This window comes from Streptomyces sp. NPDC003697, from assembly GCF_053587115.1.
The window spans coordinates 28,525-46,563 of record NZ_JBSFNN010000021.1 but is presented as its reverse complement, the minus strand read 5'-3'; the positions used below and the strand labels follow the sequence as shown (position 1 = coordinate 46,563).

The 18,039-nt window shown below is 69.1% G+C and carries 15 protein-coding genes; 8 read left to right on the top strand and 7 right to left on the bottom strand.

Going from position 1 to position 18,039, the window contains the following annotated elements; genetic code table 11:
* Positions 1–306: 306 nt before the first annotated feature.
* Positions 307–1,362, bottom strand: a complete 1,056-nt coding sequence (locus ACWDNY_RS11655) for an alpha/beta fold hydrolase (protein ID WP_451645553.1) — start codon at positions 1,360–1,362, stop codon at positions 307–309.
* 410 nt (positions 1,363–1,772) lie between these two features.
* Between ACWDNY_RS11655 and ACWDNY_RS11650 the strand changes: the two genes are divergently transcribed.
* The 3 genes from ACWDNY_RS11650 (at position 1,773) to ACWDNY_RS11640 (ending at position 4,830) form a co-directional block, all read left to right on the top strand.
* Positions 1,773–2,954 (top strand): acyl-CoA dehydrogenase family protein, encoded by a 1,182-nt coding sequence (locus ACWDNY_RS11650; protein ID WP_451645587.1) that lies wholly within the window; start codon positions 1,773–1,775, stop codon positions 2,952–2,954.
* An 80-nt stretch (positions 2,955–3,034) separates the two neighbouring features.
* Positions 3,035–3,466, top strand: a complete 432-nt coding sequence (locus ACWDNY_RS11645) for an SgcJ/EcaC family oxidoreductase (RefSeq protein ID WP_451645552.1) — start codon at positions 3,035–3,037, stop codon at positions 3,464–3,466.
* 29 nt (positions 3,467–3,495) lie between these two features.
* Positions 3,496–4,830: an FAD-dependent oxidoreductase gene (locus ACWDNY_RS11640; protein WP_451645551.1), complete on the top strand. Its 1,335-nt coding sequence runs from the start codon at positions 3,496–3,498 to the stop codon at positions 4,828–4,830.
* An 80-nt stretch (positions 4,831–4,910) separates the two neighbouring features.
* Here the strand turns inward: ACWDNY_RS11640 and ACWDNY_RS11635 are convergent, their stop codons facing one another.
* Positions 4,911–6,170: a cytochrome P450 family protein gene (locus ACWDNY_RS11635; RefSeq protein ID WP_451645586.1), complete on the bottom strand. Its 1,260-nt coding sequence runs from the start codon at positions 6,168–6,170 to the stop codon at positions 4,911–4,913.
* A 576-nt stretch (positions 6,171–6,746) separates the two neighbouring features.
* Here ACWDNY_RS11635 and ACWDNY_RS11630 point away from each other — a divergent pair.
* Positions 6,747–7,499 (top strand): thioesterase II family protein, encoded by a 753-nt coding sequence (locus tag ACWDNY_RS11630; RefSeq protein ID WP_451645550.1) that lies wholly within the window; start codon positions 6,747–6,749, stop codon positions 7,497–7,499.
* 395 nt (positions 7,500–7,894) lie between these two features.
* On the top strand, positions 7,895–8,815 hold the full coding sequence (locus ACWDNY_RS11625; protein ID WP_451645549.1) for an oxidoreductase: 921 nt from the start codon (positions 7,895–7,897) through the stop codon (positions 8,813–8,815).
* A gap of 216 nt (positions 8,816–9,031) precedes the next feature.
* Here the strand turns inward: ACWDNY_RS11625 and ACWDNY_RS11620 are convergent, their stop codons facing one another.
* The 4 genes from ACWDNY_RS11620 to ACWDNY_RS11605 all read right to left on the bottom strand — a co-directional run bounded on the left by ACWDNY_RS11620 (position 9,032) and on the right by ACWDNY_RS11605 (position 13,188).
* The gene (locus tag ACWDNY_RS11620) at positions 9,032–9,655 is read right to left on the bottom strand and encodes a prephenate dehydrogenase/arogenate dehydrogenase family protein (RefSeq protein ID WP_451645548.1); all 624 of its coding nucleotides are present in this window, start codon (positions 9,653–9,655) and stop codon (positions 9,032–9,034) included.
* Positions 9,656–9,712: 57 nt separating this feature from the next.
* The gene (locus ACWDNY_RS11615) at positions 9,713–10,516 is read right to left on the bottom strand and encodes a TIGR03084 family metal-binding protein (protein ID WP_451645547.1); all 804 of its coding nucleotides are present in this window, start codon (positions 10,514–10,516) and stop codon (positions 9,713–9,715) included.
* Between the two features lie 435 nt (positions 10,517–10,951).
* Entirely contained in the window at positions 10,952–12,616 is a 1,665-nt protein-coding gene (locus ACWDNY_RS11610) for an FAD-dependent oxidoreductase (protein WP_451645546.1), read from the bottom strand.
* Positions 12,613–13,188, bottom strand: coding sequence for a DUF5987 family protein (locus ACWDNY_RS11605; RefSeq protein ID WP_451645545.1), 576 nt, complete (start codon positions 13,186–13,188; stop codon positions 12,613–12,615). The genes ACWDNY_RS11610 and ACWDNY_RS11605 overlap by 4 nt, the downstream gene beginning before the upstream one ends.
* 284 nt (positions 13,189–13,472) lie before the next feature.
* Between ACWDNY_RS11605 and ACWDNY_RS11600 the strand changes: the two genes are divergently transcribed.
* Both ACWDNY_RS11600 and ACWDNY_RS11595 read left to right on the top strand, forming a co-directional pair.
* On the top strand, positions 13,473–14,498 hold the full coding sequence (locus tag ACWDNY_RS11600; RefSeq protein ID WP_451645544.1) for a ParB/RepB/Spo0J family partition protein: 1,026 nt from the start codon (positions 13,473–13,475) through the stop codon (positions 14,496–14,498).
* A gap of 56 nt (positions 14,499–14,554) precedes the next feature.
* Complete coding sequence (locus ACWDNY_RS11595) at positions 14,555–15,328, top strand: helix-turn-helix transcriptional regulator (protein ID WP_451645543.1); 774 nt, start codon at positions 14,555–14,557, stop codon at positions 15,326–15,328.
* A 348-nt stretch (positions 15,329–15,676) separates the two neighbouring features.
* On the opposite strand, the gene ACWDNY_RS11590 is transcribed toward ACWDNY_RS11595, so the two are convergent.
* A complete protein-coding gene (locus ACWDNY_RS11590) occupies positions 15,677–16,840 on the bottom strand; it encodes an IS701 family transposase (RefSeq protein ID WP_451645542.1) in 1,164 nt (387 codons plus the stop codon).
* Between the two features lie 229 nt (positions 16,841–17,069).
* Between ACWDNY_RS11590 and ACWDNY_RS11585 the strand changes: the two genes are divergently transcribed.
* Entirely contained in the window at positions 17,070–17,804 is a 735-nt protein-coding gene (locus ACWDNY_RS11585; RefSeq protein WP_451645541.1) for a TetR family transcriptional regulator, read from the top strand.
* Positions 17,805–18,039: the final 235 nt, after the last annotated feature.

Genomic DNA, 18,039 nt, shown 5'->3' with positions numbered 1-18,039 from the left:
GCCGGAAGGGAGACAACCTCCGGAAAGCGGCGGAAGTTCCCGGCGACAGGGCCGACTGTCGTGGCCTGATTTCTCTGACCGTCTCGCCATGCGGCAAGCACTTCCCGGTCCTGCAGCAAACTGGAAGGTTTCCGACTATGTCCGGGAGGATCTGTTCCTGATTTTTATCCGGTGCGGTCGCCGGCAGCGGGCCGGTCCCCCGCGGTGAATCACGGAAAAGGGGATCCGGTGTGTTTTGAGCGCATGACCGGTAGAGCACCTGTCTCCGGCCCCGATGTCTTTCCGGGCCGGAGACCGGAGCACCCTCTACGGGGCGCAGTGTTCCAGCTGGGAGCTCGTCGTGCTCGGCTTGTGTCCGGTGATTTTGAAGAACAGGCGCGCGCAGTCGACCACGAACTTCGGGTTCTCTTCCGGTACGTAGTGTCCGGCGTCCGGCGCCACAACGGTCCGGACGTCGTCCGCGACCCGGGCGAACTCCTGTCCCACTCGTTCTCCGAAAAGGTATTCTCCGCCTATCGCCATGACGGGCATGGGCAGCCGCTCCGCGCTGATGTTGCTCCGGTTGTCCTCCGCGTCCTGGGGGATCGCCCGGTAGTAGTCGTAGCCGGACGAGCGGTCGGCCGGGTCCGCGTTCTTCCGGAAGTACTCTTCCCGTCCGATGGCTTCGGGGTGATAGGCGATACCGTCGTAGAAGTAGTTGAAGAACGGTTTCACGTCGGCGTTGTCCACGATCTTCTCGGGGAAGGGGGCCGGCGATGCGAGGAACCGGTAGTGCCAGGTCTTCGAGTAGGACTCCTCGACGCCGTAACCAGCGAGCATGGTCTCCGTCACGGCGAGGCGGGTCACCTCGCCGGGGAAATCGCGTGCATAGCGATATGCGACCTGAGCGCCGATGTCATGGCTGAGGAGTTCGACCTTGTCGAATCCCAGCTTGTGCACAGCCTCGCGCACCCGGGCCGCCGTGGTCTTCTTGTCGTAGCCGCCGGAGGGGTGACTGGAGTCACCCAGGCCGGGAAGGTCCACGGCGATCACGGTGCGGTCCTCAGCCAGTGCGAGCATGACCTTGCGCCACTCCCACCAGGTCTCCGCCCAGCCGTGCAGAAGAACGAGGGGCGGGCCGTCCCCTCCGCGGACATAGTGGATGGTGCCGCCCTCCACCGGAACGGTTCCGTGGGTGAACGACGAGTCGAGAGCAGCCGGCTCCTGGGGGGAGGCGCTGCTGGACGGGGCCGGGAACCCGGGAACAGGGATGAGCAGGACGAGCGCCAGCGCTGCCACCACACTGAGTGCCGTTGCCCACAGATGGCGTCCGAGGAGCCCCGCCACCGTGTGCGCAGGGGCGAACGCGCGCCTTTCAGACATGTGACTTCGACTCCCGCATGATCGGTGGAGGCTGACGGTTCGGATGCCCGACCCTGTCAGGCGCACCGGGGCGGAGCATCCTCCAGGTTGCTGCGTTCGGTGCCGGCCTGCGGGCAGTCCCAGGCCGCGGGAAGGCGCCCTTCCACACGGCTGCGCTTCGACCACCGCCGACGTGCTCAGGCGCTGCGGCACCAGGCCCCCACGGTTGTGGGGGGTTTTTCGTCGGTTGCTCGGTTGCTCCGCTGTGCAGGGCCCCGGGCGCAGCGCAGTGCCCCTGTGCGGGCTCTGGGGCCTCCAGTTCGGCAATCCAGAAGGTGCCTGGATGCGGCCGTCGATGTGACGGTCGGGCAGCCAGGAAGACGGCGAAGAGGCGAGCCCTTATCTCAGGCGTGACGTCCCGGGAGGACATGATGCGAGTTGCCGAGGCCCCGACCCGCGCGCAGCTGGTGCAGCGTGCGAAGGATCTGGCGCCGGTGCTGAAGAAACACGCGGAGCAGTCGGAACAGGACCGGCGGCTGCATGAGGAGACGATCGAGGCTCTGGCGGATGCGGGCATCTTCAGGATGCGGGTGCCTGCGCGCTACGGCGGGTACGAGGCCGACGCTCGCACCCTGGTGGATGTCGCGGCCGAGCTGGGCCGGGCGGACGGGGCGGCGGCGTGGACGGCCTCGGTGTACTGGATTCCCACCTGGATGACGTGCCTGTTCCCCGAGCACGTGCAGGAGGAGGTGTTCTCCACCCCCGATGTCCGCATCTGCGGCACGCTCAGCCCGTCGGCACTGGCCGTCCCGGCTGACGGCGGTGTGGTGGTCAACGGCAAGTGGAGCTTTGTCAGCGGTGCCCTGCACAGCCAGTGGCAGGAGATCGTGGCCGTCGTCCAGGAGGCCGACGGGCCGCCGCAGCCGATCATGGCGCTGGTTCCGGTCTCGGACCTGCAGATCGTCGACGACTGGCACACCTTCGGCCTGCGCGGCACCGGCAGCGTCAGTACGGTCGCCCACGACCTGTTCGTTCCGCAGGAACGGGTGATGCCGCTGGGAGCCGTGCTGCAGGGGCAGCACGCGTCCCCGCTGAACGCGGACACCCCGATCTACCGCGCCCCTCTTCTGCCCGTCGCCTCGGCCTCCTCGGTCGGCACTGCGCTTGGGCTGGCACGTGCGGCCAGGGACGCCTTCTTCGAGCGGATGCCGCACCGCGGTATCACCTACACCGGCTACGGCCGGCAGGCCGAGGCGCCTTTGACGCACCATCAGGTCGCCGAAGCCGTCCTCAAGACGGACCAGGCGGAGTTCCACGCCCACCGTCTGGCCTCGCTGGTGGACGGCAAGTGCGAAACGGGCTCGGAGTGGACGCTGGAGGAGCGTGCCCGGGCGCGCGCCGACATGGGCGCGGTCTGCCGGCTGGCCAAGGAGGCGGTCGCCGTCCTCGCAGGTGCCAGCGGCGGCTCGTCGGTCTACAGCGATGCTCCCATGCAGCGCATTGCACGGGACATCCAGGCCGTCAACCTTCATGCGCTGATGAACCCGGACACCAACAGCGAGCTCTACGGCCGGGTCCTGTGCGGTCAGGAGCCCGACACCCTCTACCTCTGACCAGTCCGCGGCCTTTCACCCCCGGGCCGGCCGGAGCGTCGTCCTCGGCCGGCCCGTCATCCCAAGGAGTACGCATCCTCATGACTGCTTCGACCTCCTCCCCGTCAGCCGTCGTCCCCAGCGACGAGGACAAGGCTGCTGTCGCCGAGCTGCCCCAGCACGTCGTCGCTGCCTGGGCGGCTCACGACGCCGAGGCCTTCGCCTCGGTGTTCACCCCGGACGGGACGCTGATCCTGCCCGGTGTCTTCGAGAAGGGCCGTGACGCCATCCGGTCCTTCCTGGCCGCCGCGTTCGAGGGCCCCTACCGGGGAACCCGCGTCACCGGTACGCCTGTCAGCATCCGCTTCCTGAGCGAGGGGGTCGCTGTCCTCGTCACCGAGGGCGGCGTCCTCGCCCCGGGCGAGAGCGAGGTCAGCGCCGAGCGGGCGGTCAACGCCTCCTGGGTGGCCGTCAAGCACGAGGGCGCGTGGTCACTCGCCGCCTACCAGAACAGCCCGCGCGACGCTGCCTGACCGGGCGCGTCCTCGAGGAGGGAAGCAGTATGGCCGTTCAGGTGGGCAACCGTGCGGTAGTACTCGGGGCGAGCATGGCCGGGCTGCTCGCTGCGCGGGTCCTGGCCGAGGCGTACCAGGAAGTCCTGATCGTGGAACGTGACGGGCTGGGCGCCGGCGGTCCGCGCCGTGGAGTCCCGCAGGGGCGGCACGTGCACGGCCTGCTGGCCCGGGGCCAGCAGATCCTGGAGGAGCTGTTCCCGGGATTCACCCAGGACGCGATCGACGCCGGGATACCCACCGGTGACCTGGGCGAACTGAGGTGGTACTTCAACGGGCGCCGGCTCCGCCCGGCCACCACCGGACTGATCTGCATATCGGGCTCCCGGCCGCTGCTGGAGAGTCGTGTCCGCGCGCGGGTCCAGGAGCTGGCCGGGGTCAAGATACTGGAGCGGCACGACATCGCCGCGCTGGTCACCGACGCGGCGCACAGCCGGGTCACCGGGGTGCGGGTGCAGCAGGGTGAAGGCGGTGAGCCGTACACGCTGGAGGCGGACCTCGTGGTCGACGCCACGGGCCGCGGCTCGCGCACCCCGGTGTGGCTGGAGGAGTTCGGGTACGGGCGGCCGGCGGAGGACCGCATCCACATCGACCTCAGCTACACCACCCGGCGCTTCCGGCTGCCGGACGAGTCGATTCTGCGCGGGGACCTCTCGATCAACCCGGTCTCCTCACCGTCCCATCCACGCGGGGCCTTCTTCTCCCGGATCGAGGACGGCCTGTGTGTGCTCTCCCTCACCGGGGTCCTGGGCGACCGTGCGCCGACCGACCTCGAGGGCTTCCTTACCTGGACCCGAACCCTGCCCGTCCCGGATGTGCACGAGGTCATCGCGGACGCCGAACCGGTGGGTGAGGGCGTGACGTTCCGCTATCCCGCGAGTGTCAGGCGGCGTTACGAACGCATGGAGCGCTTCCCGGACCGGCTGCTGGTGCTGGGTGACGCGGTGTGCAGCTTCAACCCCGTCTACGGGCAGGGAATGACCGTCGCCACGCTGGAGGCCCTGGTCCTGCGCGACCATCTGCGCCGGGGCACGCCCGTCCCCTTGCGGTTCCTCCGGGACATCGCCGGCGTCATTGACGTGGCGTGGGACTTCTCCGCCGGCGGCGACCTCGGCTACCCGGAGGTCGAAGGGCGCAGAACGGCCAAGGTGCGAGTGGGTGGCGTGTATATGGCGAAGCTGCAGGCCGCCGCGACGCAGGACAGCAGCGTCACCAGCACTTTCATGAAGGTGGCGGGTTTTGTCGAACCGCCTCAGGCCCTCATGAGTCCTCGCATGGTGTACCGGGTGCTGCGCGGAGCGAAACAGGCCGCCCTCAGCGCGTAGAGGCCGGTACGGGCAGAGCCCTGGGGGTGGGTGCCGGAGCACCCACCCCCAGGGCTCTGCTGTGTCCGCCTGGCACGGACCTATTTGTGTCCCACCGCCGCAGGCTCACTCTGCGCGGGCGTGGTGAGCCGCACCGGGAGACTGCGGTGGCCGTTCATGATGAACGTCGGCAGCGGCTGCAGCTCATCGCGCGGCACCGCCAGCGCAAGGCCGGGGAACCGGTCAAACAGCCGGGACAGGCCGGTCTTCGCCACCAGACGTGCGATGCCGGCGCCCAGGCAGTAGTGCGGGCCGTAGCCGAAGGAGAGGTGTTCCTTGCTGGCACGGCGGACGTCGAACACGTCGGGCACCTGGCTGTGCAGCTCCGGGTCCCGGCCCACCGCACTGTAGTTGACCAGGATCGGGTCTCCCTTGGGAATGGTCACCCCTTCGAGCTCGATGTCCTGTGCGGCATACCGCAGCGGCAGATGCGCCAGCGGTGACTCCACCCGCAGGGTCTCATCGATCACATCGTCCCAGGTCGCCTCGCCCGAGCGGACCAGTTCCAGCTGCTGCGGATCGCTGAGCAGCGCGGTGATGGCATTGTCGAAGAAGTTGATCGTGGTCTCGGAGCCGGCACCGAGAATCGCGAAGATCGTGTCGGTCAGTTCTTCCTCGGAGAGCCTGGAGCCGTCTTCGTCCCGGGCAGTGACCAGGTCGCTGGTGATGTCTTCGGCCGGTTCCTTGCGCTTGTCCGCGATCAGTTCGGCCATCGCTCCGCGCCAGCCCGTCAGGATCGCCTGGGCCTGATCGGGGGTGACGGTGGTGTCCACCATCGCGTCGATCACCTTGGCTGTCCGGGCACGGGCCTCCTCCGGCATACCGATGAGGTCCGCCACCAACCGGGCCGGCAGCGGATAGGCGAATCGCGCCCGCAGATCCACCACCTCGCCCGGGCCGGCCTCTTCCAGCGCGTCCAGGAGCTGGTCGGTCAGCTCCTCCACGCGGGGCCTGAAGGCCTCGGTCCTGCGTGGGCTGAAGGCCTTCCCCACCAACCTGCGCAGGCGGATGTGGTTCTTGCCGTAGGCCGTGACCATGTTGTCCATCGCAACCCAGCTGATCAGTTCCCAGTCAGGCGGTATCTCGCCGTTGCTGAAGGCGGGCCAGTGACTGCGGGCGCTCTTGGTGACCCGCGGGTCACCAAGCACCTTCTTGATCACTTCATGGCTGTTCAGCGACCAGGCGAGGACGCCCCCGGGCAGCTCCACCCGGACGGCGGAGCCCTGGGAACGCAGTAGGGCGGCTTCGCCATGTATGTCCCGGCCGGTGGGATCGAGGGCGAACGGGCAGCCTTGCTCCATGGGCGCATCCTGAGTTCTCTGAAGTGACGGCTGCCTGGCGATGTGCATGTCCATTCCGATTCCCTTTCGGGTTCACTCCGGCGACGTGTCCGTACCCGGGGCTCTCCGGATCCGGTCGCAGCAGCCACAGCCTGCAGCCCGGGCTCCCCCACCGTGACACCCCGACCGGAGACAGACATCTTCGCCCGTGCTGCGTTCGGTCAGCCAGAAGCCGCCCTCGGCCCGATACCGGCAAGTCGCCTCAGTGGAGGCGGTGTTGCCCGATACGGCTCTGCTCGCCCACACCGGGCCATGACACATGAGGATCGATTCGCACCGCTGTGGCACACCCGCACATCCGAGACGGCGGGGGCCTCGCAGGGGGCCGACGTCTTCACCCATGCATGCTCCGGGCCGGCCGGCAGCGCGCCGCCGGACGCGTCGACCTGGACAAGTCGCCTGAGTGGAGTGGGGTCTTTGCAGAGGCGAGCAGCCCTTCTACTTTCGGCGGGCAGGAACGTGATGCGCTGTCCGCCGCCTCAAAGAGCCACGACGCGATGCGTCGCAGGCGCGGGTGAGGGGAAGAGGGGAACAGGAATGACCTGGCTGAGCTGTATGTCGCCGCTGCCCGGCGCGGCACGGCACCTGGTGTGCTTTCCGCACGCGGGAGGATCGGCGTCGGTCTTCCGGTCCTGGGGCGCTGCGTTCACCGGCACAGAAGTGCATGCCGTGTGCTATCCGGGGCGCGCCGAGCGCGCGGCGGAGCCGTATGCCACCGGTGTGCGGGAACTGGCTGCGGGGGCGGCGCGGGCGATCGGTGCTCTTGCGGACCGGCCGGTCACTCTGTTCGGGCACAGCATGGGCGCCTGGGTCGCCTTCGAGACCGCGCGGCTGCTGGAACGCGGCGGCGTCCCGGTGAGTCATCTCATCGTCTCCAGCGCTCATGCCCCGCAGACCCAGATGGCGTCCGGCAACGCGTTCGGTGGCCGGGGCGATCTGTCCGAGGAGGCGCTGGCGGCGGCTCTGGTCAGCCTGGGCGGTACGGATCCGGAGCTGCTGGCCCATCCCGTCCTGCTGAAGCTGTTCTTCCCCTACGTCGCGGCGGACTTGCGTATCTGCTGGGAGTACACCTGCCGGCCCGGTGCGCCGCTGGACTGCCCGATCACATCCATCGTGGCGGACAGCGATCCGCTGGTCAGCCGGGACGACGCCACCGCCTGGTCACGGCAGACCCGCGGTGCCTACGGCAGCCGTGCGGTCGGCGGGGGCCATTTCTATCTGATCGAGAGACCGCCTCTCGCTCTCGTGCAGGAGCTGCTGTCGCCGCAGGCCGCCTTGTCGCGTCGATGAAGGGAATGCGAGATGACGCACGTCGAACTCGGCAACGGCCTGCCGGGGATCTCCTCTTGCGACCCGTCCGCCCCGACACCGGTGAGCCGTCGAGCCGGTCCGCCGACGCGTCGGCGCACGCGCCGTCGCCGCTGGGGCGCGGCGGACGTGACCTGATCGCGACATAAGGAGCGGAGCTGAACGGCACGGAGTTCTGCCCGGCTTCCCACCGTCCTTTTGCCGCAGCCTGGTTGACCGGCGGCCGTGATGGGGTGGAGGCGGTGCCGGCCGACCCGGCGGCGGCGTTGCAGATCGTGGCTCAGGGCCATCTCCCGCGGGGCCTGGGCCGCCTGGGACGGCTGCGGTCAAAGTGCTGCGGCGCGGGCGTGCCGCGGCCGCGGGAAAGGAGAGATCCGATGGGTTCCAGGACGTACTGGACGGTTGCCGATGCGCCGGACCAGAGTGGCCGCACAGCGGTGGTGACCGGTGCCACGTCCGGTATCGGCTTCGAGGCGGCGCGCGCGCTGGCGCAGCTGGGTGCGCATGTCGTGCTGGCCGTGCGGGATGCTGACCGGGGGCGCGCCGCGGCGGAGCGGATCAGGTCGCAGGTGCCGGGGGCCGGTCTGTCCGTGCAGTCGCTCGACCTGGCCAGTCTGGTCTCGGTGCGCACGGCTGCGAAGGAGCTGCGGCACCAGTGGCCGCGGATCGATCTGCTGATCAACAACGCCGGTGTGATGTGGACACCCGAGTCGCTCACCGAGGAGGGTCATGAGCTGCAGTTCGGCGTGAATCATCTGGGGCACTTCGCCCTCACCGGCCTGCTGCTGGATGCGTTGCGGGCGGCTCCTGGTGCGCGCGTGGTGACGGTCAGCAGTCATCTGCACCGGCTGGGCCGTATCGGCGCCGCACCGGCCCGGCCCGGCCGCCGCTACAGCCGATTCGGTGCCTACAGCCGCTCCAAGCTGGCCAACCTGATGTTCACTCTCGAGTTGCAGCGCAGGCTGGAGCAGGCCGGTGCCGGCATCCTCGCGGTCGCCGCTCACCCCGGGCTGGCCGCGACCGGCCTGGGGCGGGAGATCCCGGGCGGGGTCCGCAGGTTCGGTGCGCTGTTCGGGCCCCTGTTCCTGCAGCCGGCCCGGATGGGGGCGCTGCCCGGTCTGCGGGCGGCGACGGACCCGGCCGTTCGCGGCGGGCAGTACTACGGCCCGCTCGGGCTGACCGGGACCAAGGGGCACCCGGGGGTGGTCCGGCCGGGGCGGGTGGCGCTGGACGGGCGGATGCAGCGCCGTCTGTGGCGGGAGTCGCAGGAGCTGACCGGCGTCACCTACCGGTTCTGACGGTGGTGGCCCGCCGGGGCCCGGGCGCGCGTTGCCCGTGCCGGTGCCGTCGGCCCGGTTTGAGGGTCCCGGGCCGCACGTGCCGTGTGTCCGCAGCCAAGGGCCCCGGTCGGTGACCGGGGCCCTTGGGTGTGGAGCGGCCGACGGGCAGGACGCAGGCTCGGTGTGTCGTGTGGGGGTGGTGGGCCGTGGGGCGTGGTGAGCCGGTGGGTCGACTCAATGTGAGGGCCCGCGTCGCGGTGCGCCGGCCGGCGGCCGGTGCCGGCGACGCGGGCCGGAGTGGGTCGGCCGGCGCTGTGCTGCGCTGAACCGGTCGTGCTCGGTGAGTGTCATGTCGCGGCGGCGCCCGCCGCAGAGGGAGACGAGCTCGTCCGCCGCGGCCAGCGCGGCCGGTTCCACGAGGGGATAGGGGCACAGGATCCAGGGCCGTTCGGTGAACAGGTCCGCCCGTGCCGCGTCCGGGTGGCGGAGGTCGGGGCCCACGAGGGGATGTCCCGGCAGGTAGCCCCACAGGTCGCAGGCGCGCAGTTCGGCCTCCTGCCAGATGTCCCGCTTGCAGCCGGCGATGTCGGTGTAGGCGTGGCCGAGGCCGCGGGCCTGGGCTTCGTAGAGGGTGTCGACGGCTGCGGACGCCTGGGTTGCGATCACCACGAGGTCGGCGGGCCGTTGGTCGTGGGCCAGGGGTGTTCCGGCTCCCATGCGCCAGGCTCGGTCCAGGACGTCGTCCTCGTGATCGGTGAGCGAGACCTGCACTCCTGCGCGGGTCAGGGCCAGGGCGATCGAGGTGCCGATCAGTCCGCAGCCGATCACGGTGACGCCGTGCAGTGCGACAGGGATCATGATCTGCTCCTGGAGGGCTTCTGCGCTGCCGCGTCGGGCGGCCGGTACGTGCTCGGCTCATGCGCGGTGGTCTGCGAACTGCCCGGGCATTCTGCCCTCCCCCGCGGGACCGCGGTAGGCCTGCGCGATGTCGAGCCACTGGTCCGCGTCCCGCCCGGTGGCGGACAGCGCCAGGTCGTCGCGGTGCCGGCGGCGGGTGACCAGCAGGCAGAAGTCGTGGGCGGGGCCGCTCACTGTCTGCGTGGCGTCGTCCGGGCCGATACGCCAGATCTCCCCGGAGGGGGCGGTGAGTTCGAAGCGGAACGGCTCGGAGGGGGCCGTCATGCCACGGGCCTGGTAGCCGAAGTCGCGGGTGAGGAAGGCGAACTCGGCCAGGTGACGCAGCCGGTCGGTGGGCTCCCTGCGGGCGCCGAGCGCATCGGCGATGTCCTGTCCGTGGCCGAAGAGCTCCATGATGCCGGCGCAGGCGAGCACGACGGGTGGAAGCGGGTTGACCAGCCACGGCACCATCTGGTCCTCGGGGACGGCGGCCAGGGCGTGCACGCAGGCCTCGCCCTCGGCCCGGTAGGCGGCCAGCATTTGCTGCGGGGGTATGTCGTTGAACTGCTGGAGAGCGGCGTTGACGGCGCCGTTGAAGTCGTGGGCGGCTCCGGCGGCGATGGAGGCGAAGGTCTGCGGGTCGGCGGCGGCGGTCTTCGCCAGCCGGAAGATGAACGTCAGATGGGCGATCTGGTCGGCGATGGTCCAGCCGGGGGCCGGGGTGGGAGTCTGCCAGGCGGGAGCGTCCAGGCTCGCCACCAGGCGGGCGATCTCCTCGGTGTCGGCGGACAGGTCCTTGAGGGTGTCCTGCAGGGTGGCCATGGCTTGGTTCTCCTCGGTTGGGCTGGCGGCGTCGGATGTGCTGTGGGCCGGTTCGAGGCGTGGTGCCGGATGCGGCCCACCGGGCGGGCCGGGGTGGACGGTGCGTCGGGCTGACGCGCCTGCCCCGGCGTGCGGGAGTGTGCGGGCGATGACGGGAAGCGAGGTGGTGCGGCCCGGCCGGCGATCGTCCGGACCTGCAGGGTGAACAGCTTGAGGTCGTCCTGGGCCGGTCTCCTCGAAGCCGGCCGTGGGGCCCTGCTCGAAGTAGTCGCCCGTGATCCTTGGTCCTTGCTGCCGTGGTGGCTGGTCTCGTAAAGAAACTCGCCGGGGTTGGCCGGCCTGGTCCGTTCCGCAGTGCTCTTCGCAGTCGTCGACCGGGCCGGGTGCGGGGCGGCCTGAAGGCTCGTGGCGGTGTGCGGGGGCTGCCGCGGTCGCCTACGAGTCGGCGCCGAGCAGGGTGGGAAGCTGGGTCATGGCGTTGTCGCGGGCGCTGCGGGATCCGTCGGGGGCCGGGGCGCCGTAGTTGACGCGAACTCCTCTGCGCTGTGCCGCTTGCACGATGCCGGGGACGGCGCGCTCTGCGAGAGCGGCGATGGTCATGGCCGGGTTGACGGTCAGGGCGCCGGGTACGGCGGAGCCGTCGGTGACGAAGATTCCGGGGTGGCCGCGCAGTTCGTTGCGGTCGTCCAGGGCGGAGGTGCGAGGGTCGTCTCCCATCCGGCAGGAGGCGAGCGGGTGGACGGTGTAGGCGCCGACCAGATCGTTCGTCCAGGGCATGACCTTGGCCAGCCCGTCCTTCTCCAGGATCTCCTTGACCTCGGCATCGGACTGGGCCCAGGCGCCGAGGGTGTTGGCGGTGGGGTCGTATCGGAGGTTTCCCCGGCCGAGCATCTGCTGGGAGATGCGGTGGGCGTTGCCGGTGGCCGGCGGCGGCCCGAAGACGCCTTCGTTGTCGTCCTCGATCATGGTGAAGATCGTCAGCCAGGAGGTCCACCGTTCGAGGAGCTGCTTCTTCTCGGGGCCGAACCAGGTCGGCCCGGTGGCGTCGGGTGCCTGGGCGAGGATGGTGCCCAGGCCGGGCGGGAAGTACAGCTGCTCCAGTGAGTAGCGGGAGTATTCGGGCAGTGATCCGTCCAGGCGGTCCCAGCTGGCGACGGTGGGGCCCTTGCCGATGTGGTTGGCGGCGTAGGCGGGAGTGCCGGTGTGATCCAGGCCGAGGAGTTCGGCGGCTTTCTTCTCGTCGATGACGGCGGTGTTGAGGCGTTCGCCGTTGCCGGAGAAGTAGCGTCCGACGGCGTGCGGCATCTGGCCGAGCGCGGGCTCGCTGCGCTGGAGGATGACGGGGGTGGCGCCGGCGCCGGCCGCGAGGACGACGATCTTCGCGTCGATGGTGCCGCCGTCTGTGTGGATGCGATAGTCCTCGTCGTCGATGACGTTGTAGTGGACCCGGTAGGAGCCGTCGTGGTTCCGGGCGATGTGCTGGACTTCGTGCAGGGGCCGGATCCGGGCGCCGTGGGCGAGGGCGGCGGGGAGGTAGTTGAGCAGCAGGGACTGCTTGGCGTCGAACCGGCAGCCGGCCATCATCCAGTTGCAGTTGACGCAGGCGGTGCTGTCCACCGCGGTGGGCAGCGGGTTGGCGGTGCGGCCGGCGTGGTGGCAGGCAGCGGCCCACAGTCCGCCGGCGTAGCTGACGTCGCTCCACTCCTGCTTGCTGATCGAGATGGACTCGGCCACCCGGTCGTACCAGGGGTCGAGGGTGTCCCGGCTGAGCGCTGCGGGCCACATGCGCCGTCCGATGCTGCCGTGGCGTTCGAAGACGAAGCGCGGGGCGCGGGGCATCGCGGCGAAGTACACGACGCTGCCGCCGCCCACGCAGTTGCCGCCGAGCACGCTCATTCCGTCGCCGACCACGAAGTCGAAGGCCCGGGTGTAGGAGGAGCCGAGCTTGTAGTCGTGCTCGAAGTCGGTGTTCTTGAGCCAGGGGCCGCGTTCCAGGACGGTGACCTTGGCTCCGCCGGCGGCCAGGTGGTAGGCCGTTATCGCCCCGCCGAAGCCGCTTCCGACCACCAGGACGTCGGTGTGTTCGGTGCTGGTGCTCATGCCGGGCTCCCTGAGGGCGTGGTGTCGGGGTGGAGGCGAGCGAGTTCCCGGCCGTAGCCGGGGACCTTGAAGCGCCACAGTCCGTCCGGGTCGGGCCGCGGGATTCCCAGGGCCGTCAGACCCGGGTGGCCCTCGGCGAGCGCCTCGGCGGTGTTGCGGTGTGCGGCGGAGTCGTAGGCCATGTTGGAGAAGAGGGCGAGCAGGACCCACACATCCTTCTCCGGGTGGCCGGGACGGGTCAGCTGCTGCACCAGGGCGACACGGTCGGTGAACTCCAGGGCCACGAAGGGGGGCACGGAGGTGTCGGGTTCGATACCCGCGTGTGCGGCGTAGCGCCGGGCGTGGTCGTTGAGCAGGTCCGCCAGCGTGTCCAGATCGCCGGAGATGCCGGTGGCGTCCCAGTGCAGCAGTTCCAGGGCGCCGGCCGCGACGGCGCCGCCTCCGGCGGCGGCACCTGCGACCGACCGGTCCCCCGGTCCGCGCTTTTCGCCCGGAACGATGGTGTCTGCGTAAGCCTCGAGGGTCAGTGTGCGGTATTCGGTCAGATCGTCCCCGGCTGCTTCGCCATTCAACTTCTTTCTCCCTCGTATGTGCCGGAACTCTGCGAACGATAAGAACGCTAGGTCGGCCCGGCCGGTTCAAGCAACGGGTCTATCCGTTCAAGCGGTTGAGGTAGTTTACGGTGGAAACTAGCCAGAGTCTCCGCATCTCCTGACCGAACTCTTATTACCGACCGGTTGCCCTGTAGGCTTCTAGGCGGTTTCACGTCCTCCCCTCCCACCGCAGTCGCCGATCTCACCACAGCGCCATGTCCCGCATGCAGGATCCGAATTCGCTACTTCTGTATGGAGCGTCCTTGAACAGCTCTTCCGGAAGAGTCATGGACCTACCGGCACATTTCACGCAGCCTGTACGGATCATCAATCTTGCGCCGGCGGACACGCCGCGTCTCAATGGAATTGACGAGGCGCATGCTCAGAGGCTCGCCGAAGTATTCGAGTCGCTGCCGCCGATCCTGGTCCACCGGCCGACCATGAGAGTGATCGATGGAATGCATCGTCTTCGGGCGGCATCGTCACTGGGGGTCGAGTTCATCGACGCCCAGTTCTTCGACGGTCCGGAGGACGAGGCCTTCATCCAGTCGGTCGCCCGCAACATTGCCCATGGTCTGCCGCTGTCGATCGCGGATCGGCGGGCGGCGGCGGAGCGGATTCTGGTGTCGTTCCCTGCCATGTCCGACCGGAGTATCGCCGTGTACACCGGCCTGGATGCGAAGACGGTGGCCGACGTGCGGCGCCGTTCAGCTGTGGAGAATCCGCAGCCGAACGTCCGTGTGGGACGGGACGGCAGGGCGCATCCCCTGGACCGCACGGCGGAGCGCCGGCGTGCTGCGGAACTGATGACCAGTCGGCCGGGCATGCCGCTGCGAGCCGTGGCTCAGGAGACCGGACTGTCGCTGGGGACCGCCCATGATGTACGGCAGCGGCTGCTGCGGGGCGAGGAGCCGGTTCCCCCACCGGGGGCGCCGCCGCGGAGTGATGCCGCGGCGGGCCGGGCCGGCGATCGGGGTCTGCAGGCACCGGTGCCGCAGGCCGGCGGGCAGCCGCCGGCCCGCCGGCCGAGGTCGGCCACGGCGCGGGGTGCGCTGGAGACGTTGCGTGTGCTGGCCGGCGATCCGTCCCTGCGGCATTCCGAGTCGGGCCGTGAATTCATCCGCTGGCTGCACGCTCATTTCTTCACCGACGAGGCATGGCGCAGGCGGATCAATGCCATACCTGCCCATGACGTCGAGGCCGTTACGGATATCGCGATGAAATGTTCGGACACGTGGCGGCGATTCGCTGAGGAGTTGTCCGACAGGCGGTCCTCTCGCAACAAGTGAGAAGTACGTGCTGCCCCACCTCTCGTCCCGGTCCGAGAGCCCCTGAAGGGAAACCCATGACTTCCTCCTCCGTCGAAAAGGCCATTCTCCGGGTAATCGAGGAAATGCATGTCAACCTGGGTCAGGAGTTGACGATCGATGACATGGCGCGTACAGCCATGTTCAGCAAGTTTCATTTCACGCGCGTGTTCCGGAGTGTCACAGGTACTTCTCCGCGCCGGTTCTTGTCCGCTCTGCGGCTGCAGGAGGCCAAGCGTCTTCTGGTCAGCACGGATCTGAGCGTGGCCGATGTGAGCAGCCATGTGGGCTATTGCAGTATCGGTACCTTTAGCTCACGTTTCAAGGCTTGTGTAGGTGTTCCACCGAGCAAGTTCCGGGAGTTGGGCGGGAGGGTGGTGGAACTGCTCACCGCCCCCGGGGCGGGCCCGGATTCACCGCATGTGGCGCCGCTCCGCGGCCGCGTGGTATTGCCCGGGGACCGGGCTCTGGGGCAGGTCTTTGTCGGGCTGTTCCCCAGCTCCATACCCCAGGGTCTGCCGGTGCGGTATGTCGTGATGGACGGCCCCGGTCCTTTCGAGCTCGACGATGTGCCTCCCGGGACCTGGCATGTGCTGGCTCATTCCGTTCCCTACGGGGCCCCGTCCGCTCCTGCGGGGCGCGCAGGGAGCGCTCCCGAGAGCCTGGCTGTCGGCCGCCATGGTCCGGTCACCGTGCGTGCCGGGATGCGGGTGATGCCTGTCGACATCGTTCTGCGTGCCGTGGATCCGCTGGATCCGCCGGTGCTGCTCGCGTTGCCGGGCGGCGAGGCCGCGCGGCGCACGGCGGCGTAGCACTGCCGGCTGCCCTGCAGGGGCGTTTGTGTCCTTCGTCGAGCGATGCGTGGGCTCGCAGGGGGCACTGTCGCCGAGCATGGCGAACGGGACGCCGATGGAATGCGTTCCGGGTTCTGCGGGGGCTTGATGAGAGGACCGGAGCACGGCACGTTCTTCTCGGTCAGCGCGCGGCATGAAGCGGGATCGCGCCGGTTGCCGCCTGTAGTCCGTGACGTCGCGTCATGTTCGCGTTGCCGGGCCGCAAAGCGGTGCCGGACATGGTCGGGGTGATCACGGATCGCCGAACACGCCGGCAGGGCGGGGCCGCCTCGTCGGCCCCGCCCGCGGTCGATACCTCGGGGGCGTTCAGGAATCCGGCAGGTTGAGCCGGCGGTGTATGTAGGCAGCGGACATCAGCGCCATGTGGTGATGCCAGCCCGGATACGAGCGGCCCTCGAAGTCGAGCAGTCCGTAGTCCTGTTCGAGCCGTTCGAGGGTCTGCACCGACCGGGTCTGCAACTGCGTCAGCTCCACGACCTCGTCAAGACGCCGGTTCACCATACTGGTCAGCCAGAGATTGAGCGGCCGACCCGACCGGTGGGAACGGATGCCGAGCAGGCGGTAGCTGCGCTGGACAGCAGGATCCGTTCCCCGTCCCGCAAGACGCACGATGCTGGACTGGATGAGCGGGGAGCTCCCCCGCCCCTCGCGCGAGGTGTGCACATCCAGGCCCGCGCGCTCACTGTGGACAGGATCGAAGAGCTTGCCCGCATCCATGACCGCCGGCGGTCCACTGCCCTCCTGTTGCTGGACTCGCAGCTGCCGGCTCGCGACCACCGGCAGACTCGCCGGGACCCCGATGACAAAATCCCGCCCCTGCAGACTCAACCCACGCGCCAGCGTACTGCTCCCGCAATGCATACTCAGATCGGCGACCACCGGCACCTCGGCCAGCTGAGTCCGGTCCCCCATCGCCCGGATGAGGTCCAGGGCACTCCCCTCAAGACTCCGCGTAGCAGCGTCCTGCGGAATACGCGTGCGGGAACGGCGCTGAGGATCCTCGATCCAGATCCTGGGCAGCAACAGCCGCCAGTCCACCGGCAGCGCATCGTGGTCGGTGGCTAAAAAGGCCCCAATGCCTATCTGACAGTTGACCGATCGCCCGGTGCCCGGGATGAAACGCCGGTGGACACCACAAGAATGCTCCCCCCGCTTACGCAGTACCGCCACGTCGACAGTCCACGCACGAGGAACCGTGCATTGCTCCGCCCACCGCATCAGCTTCCGGCACACCGGCTCCCACGGCCAGGGGCTGGCATTGACGAACTGATGCAACGACTGCGCCGCCGTGGCCGAATCAGACAGGGACCGAGCAAGCCGGCGCACCGACTTCTTCCCGGGCGTACGCAGAAGTGCCACCAGGTAGGCATGGGCCCAACGGCGCTGGTCAGCACGCGGCAGATGGCCGAAAACCTGTTCCACGAAGTCGAAGGACGAGGCCCGCGGCCGTAGCGATCGAGACGTAAGCACAGCGCAACTCCCCTGTCGGCCTGGTGACGGGCGAACACCTGAAAAGAATAGCGGGCGCTCTCTTTTTTTCACCCCCCTCCATGTCCTGTCCGGTCCACTTCGAACGCGTTCGGCACACATGTCCGCCATAGGCATTCCGCCGTACTACTCAGCCAACTTCGGCTTGCCCCGACCCTCCGGGCCCACCAGTCTGATCCCTACGCAAAAGCCGGACAGATACGGAGAGTAGATGGCCAAGCAGGCGAGGGCGCTGCGCACTCGCACACTCCTGATTAAAGCCGCCGCTCACGCGTTCAACGCAGACGGCTTCCACGGCGCCTCCCTGTCGCGGATCTGCAAAACAGCCGACATCTCCATGGGCGCACTCACATTCCACTTCTCCAGCAAAGCCGCGCTCGCGGACGCCGTCGAAGAGGACGGCTGGAGCACCACCCGCACCGTCGTACAGCGCATCAACACGCAAACCGCACCCCCCCTCCAGAGCCTCACCGACCTCGTCACCGCACTCAGCCAGCTACTCGAAAGCGACCCACTTGTCCGCTGCGCCGTACGCCTGTCTCACGAACGCGCCCGCACCAACTGGACATATCTATGGCTCCCGGCGGCCACCCGCCTCACCCACGATGCCCACAGGAGCGGGCAACTCAACAGCACCACCCATCCGGAGGACGTCACCACCCTCATCACTCTCCTGCTCAACGGCACCCAACACCTCCACCTCACCGCCAACATCAACCCGTCCACGCTCTTCCAGCGCAGCTGGGACCTCGCTCTCAACGGCATCACGCCCCATGGGACCCCTTGTCCTCATACGCCGCGAGAAACGAGACGGGCGGCTGCGGCAGTCCGCGTCACCACCGGCCCCGAGCCCCGGCCGGTTGGGCAGCAGTCCCCCTGCCGAACCGGCGACTGTCAGCTCAATGAGGCAACCGGGGCGGCGGTTGAGTCCGACGCGGGCTGCTGAGAGGCCTGCGCGGTAGACGCATCCCACCGCGGCTGCCTGGAGTGGGAAGCGGCCGCGGGCCCGGCACCGCCCGTCGGATGCGGGTGGTGCCGGGCCCGGTCGCGTCGGCCGTGCGGACGACCCGGCGGATCCGGGCGTCGAAGACGCAGCAGGGGCGTGAGCCGTCCCAGGAGTCCTCCCACAGCCGCACGGTCGCCGGGTGCGTGTCGGGGCAGGTCCCGGTGACGTCGGGGTC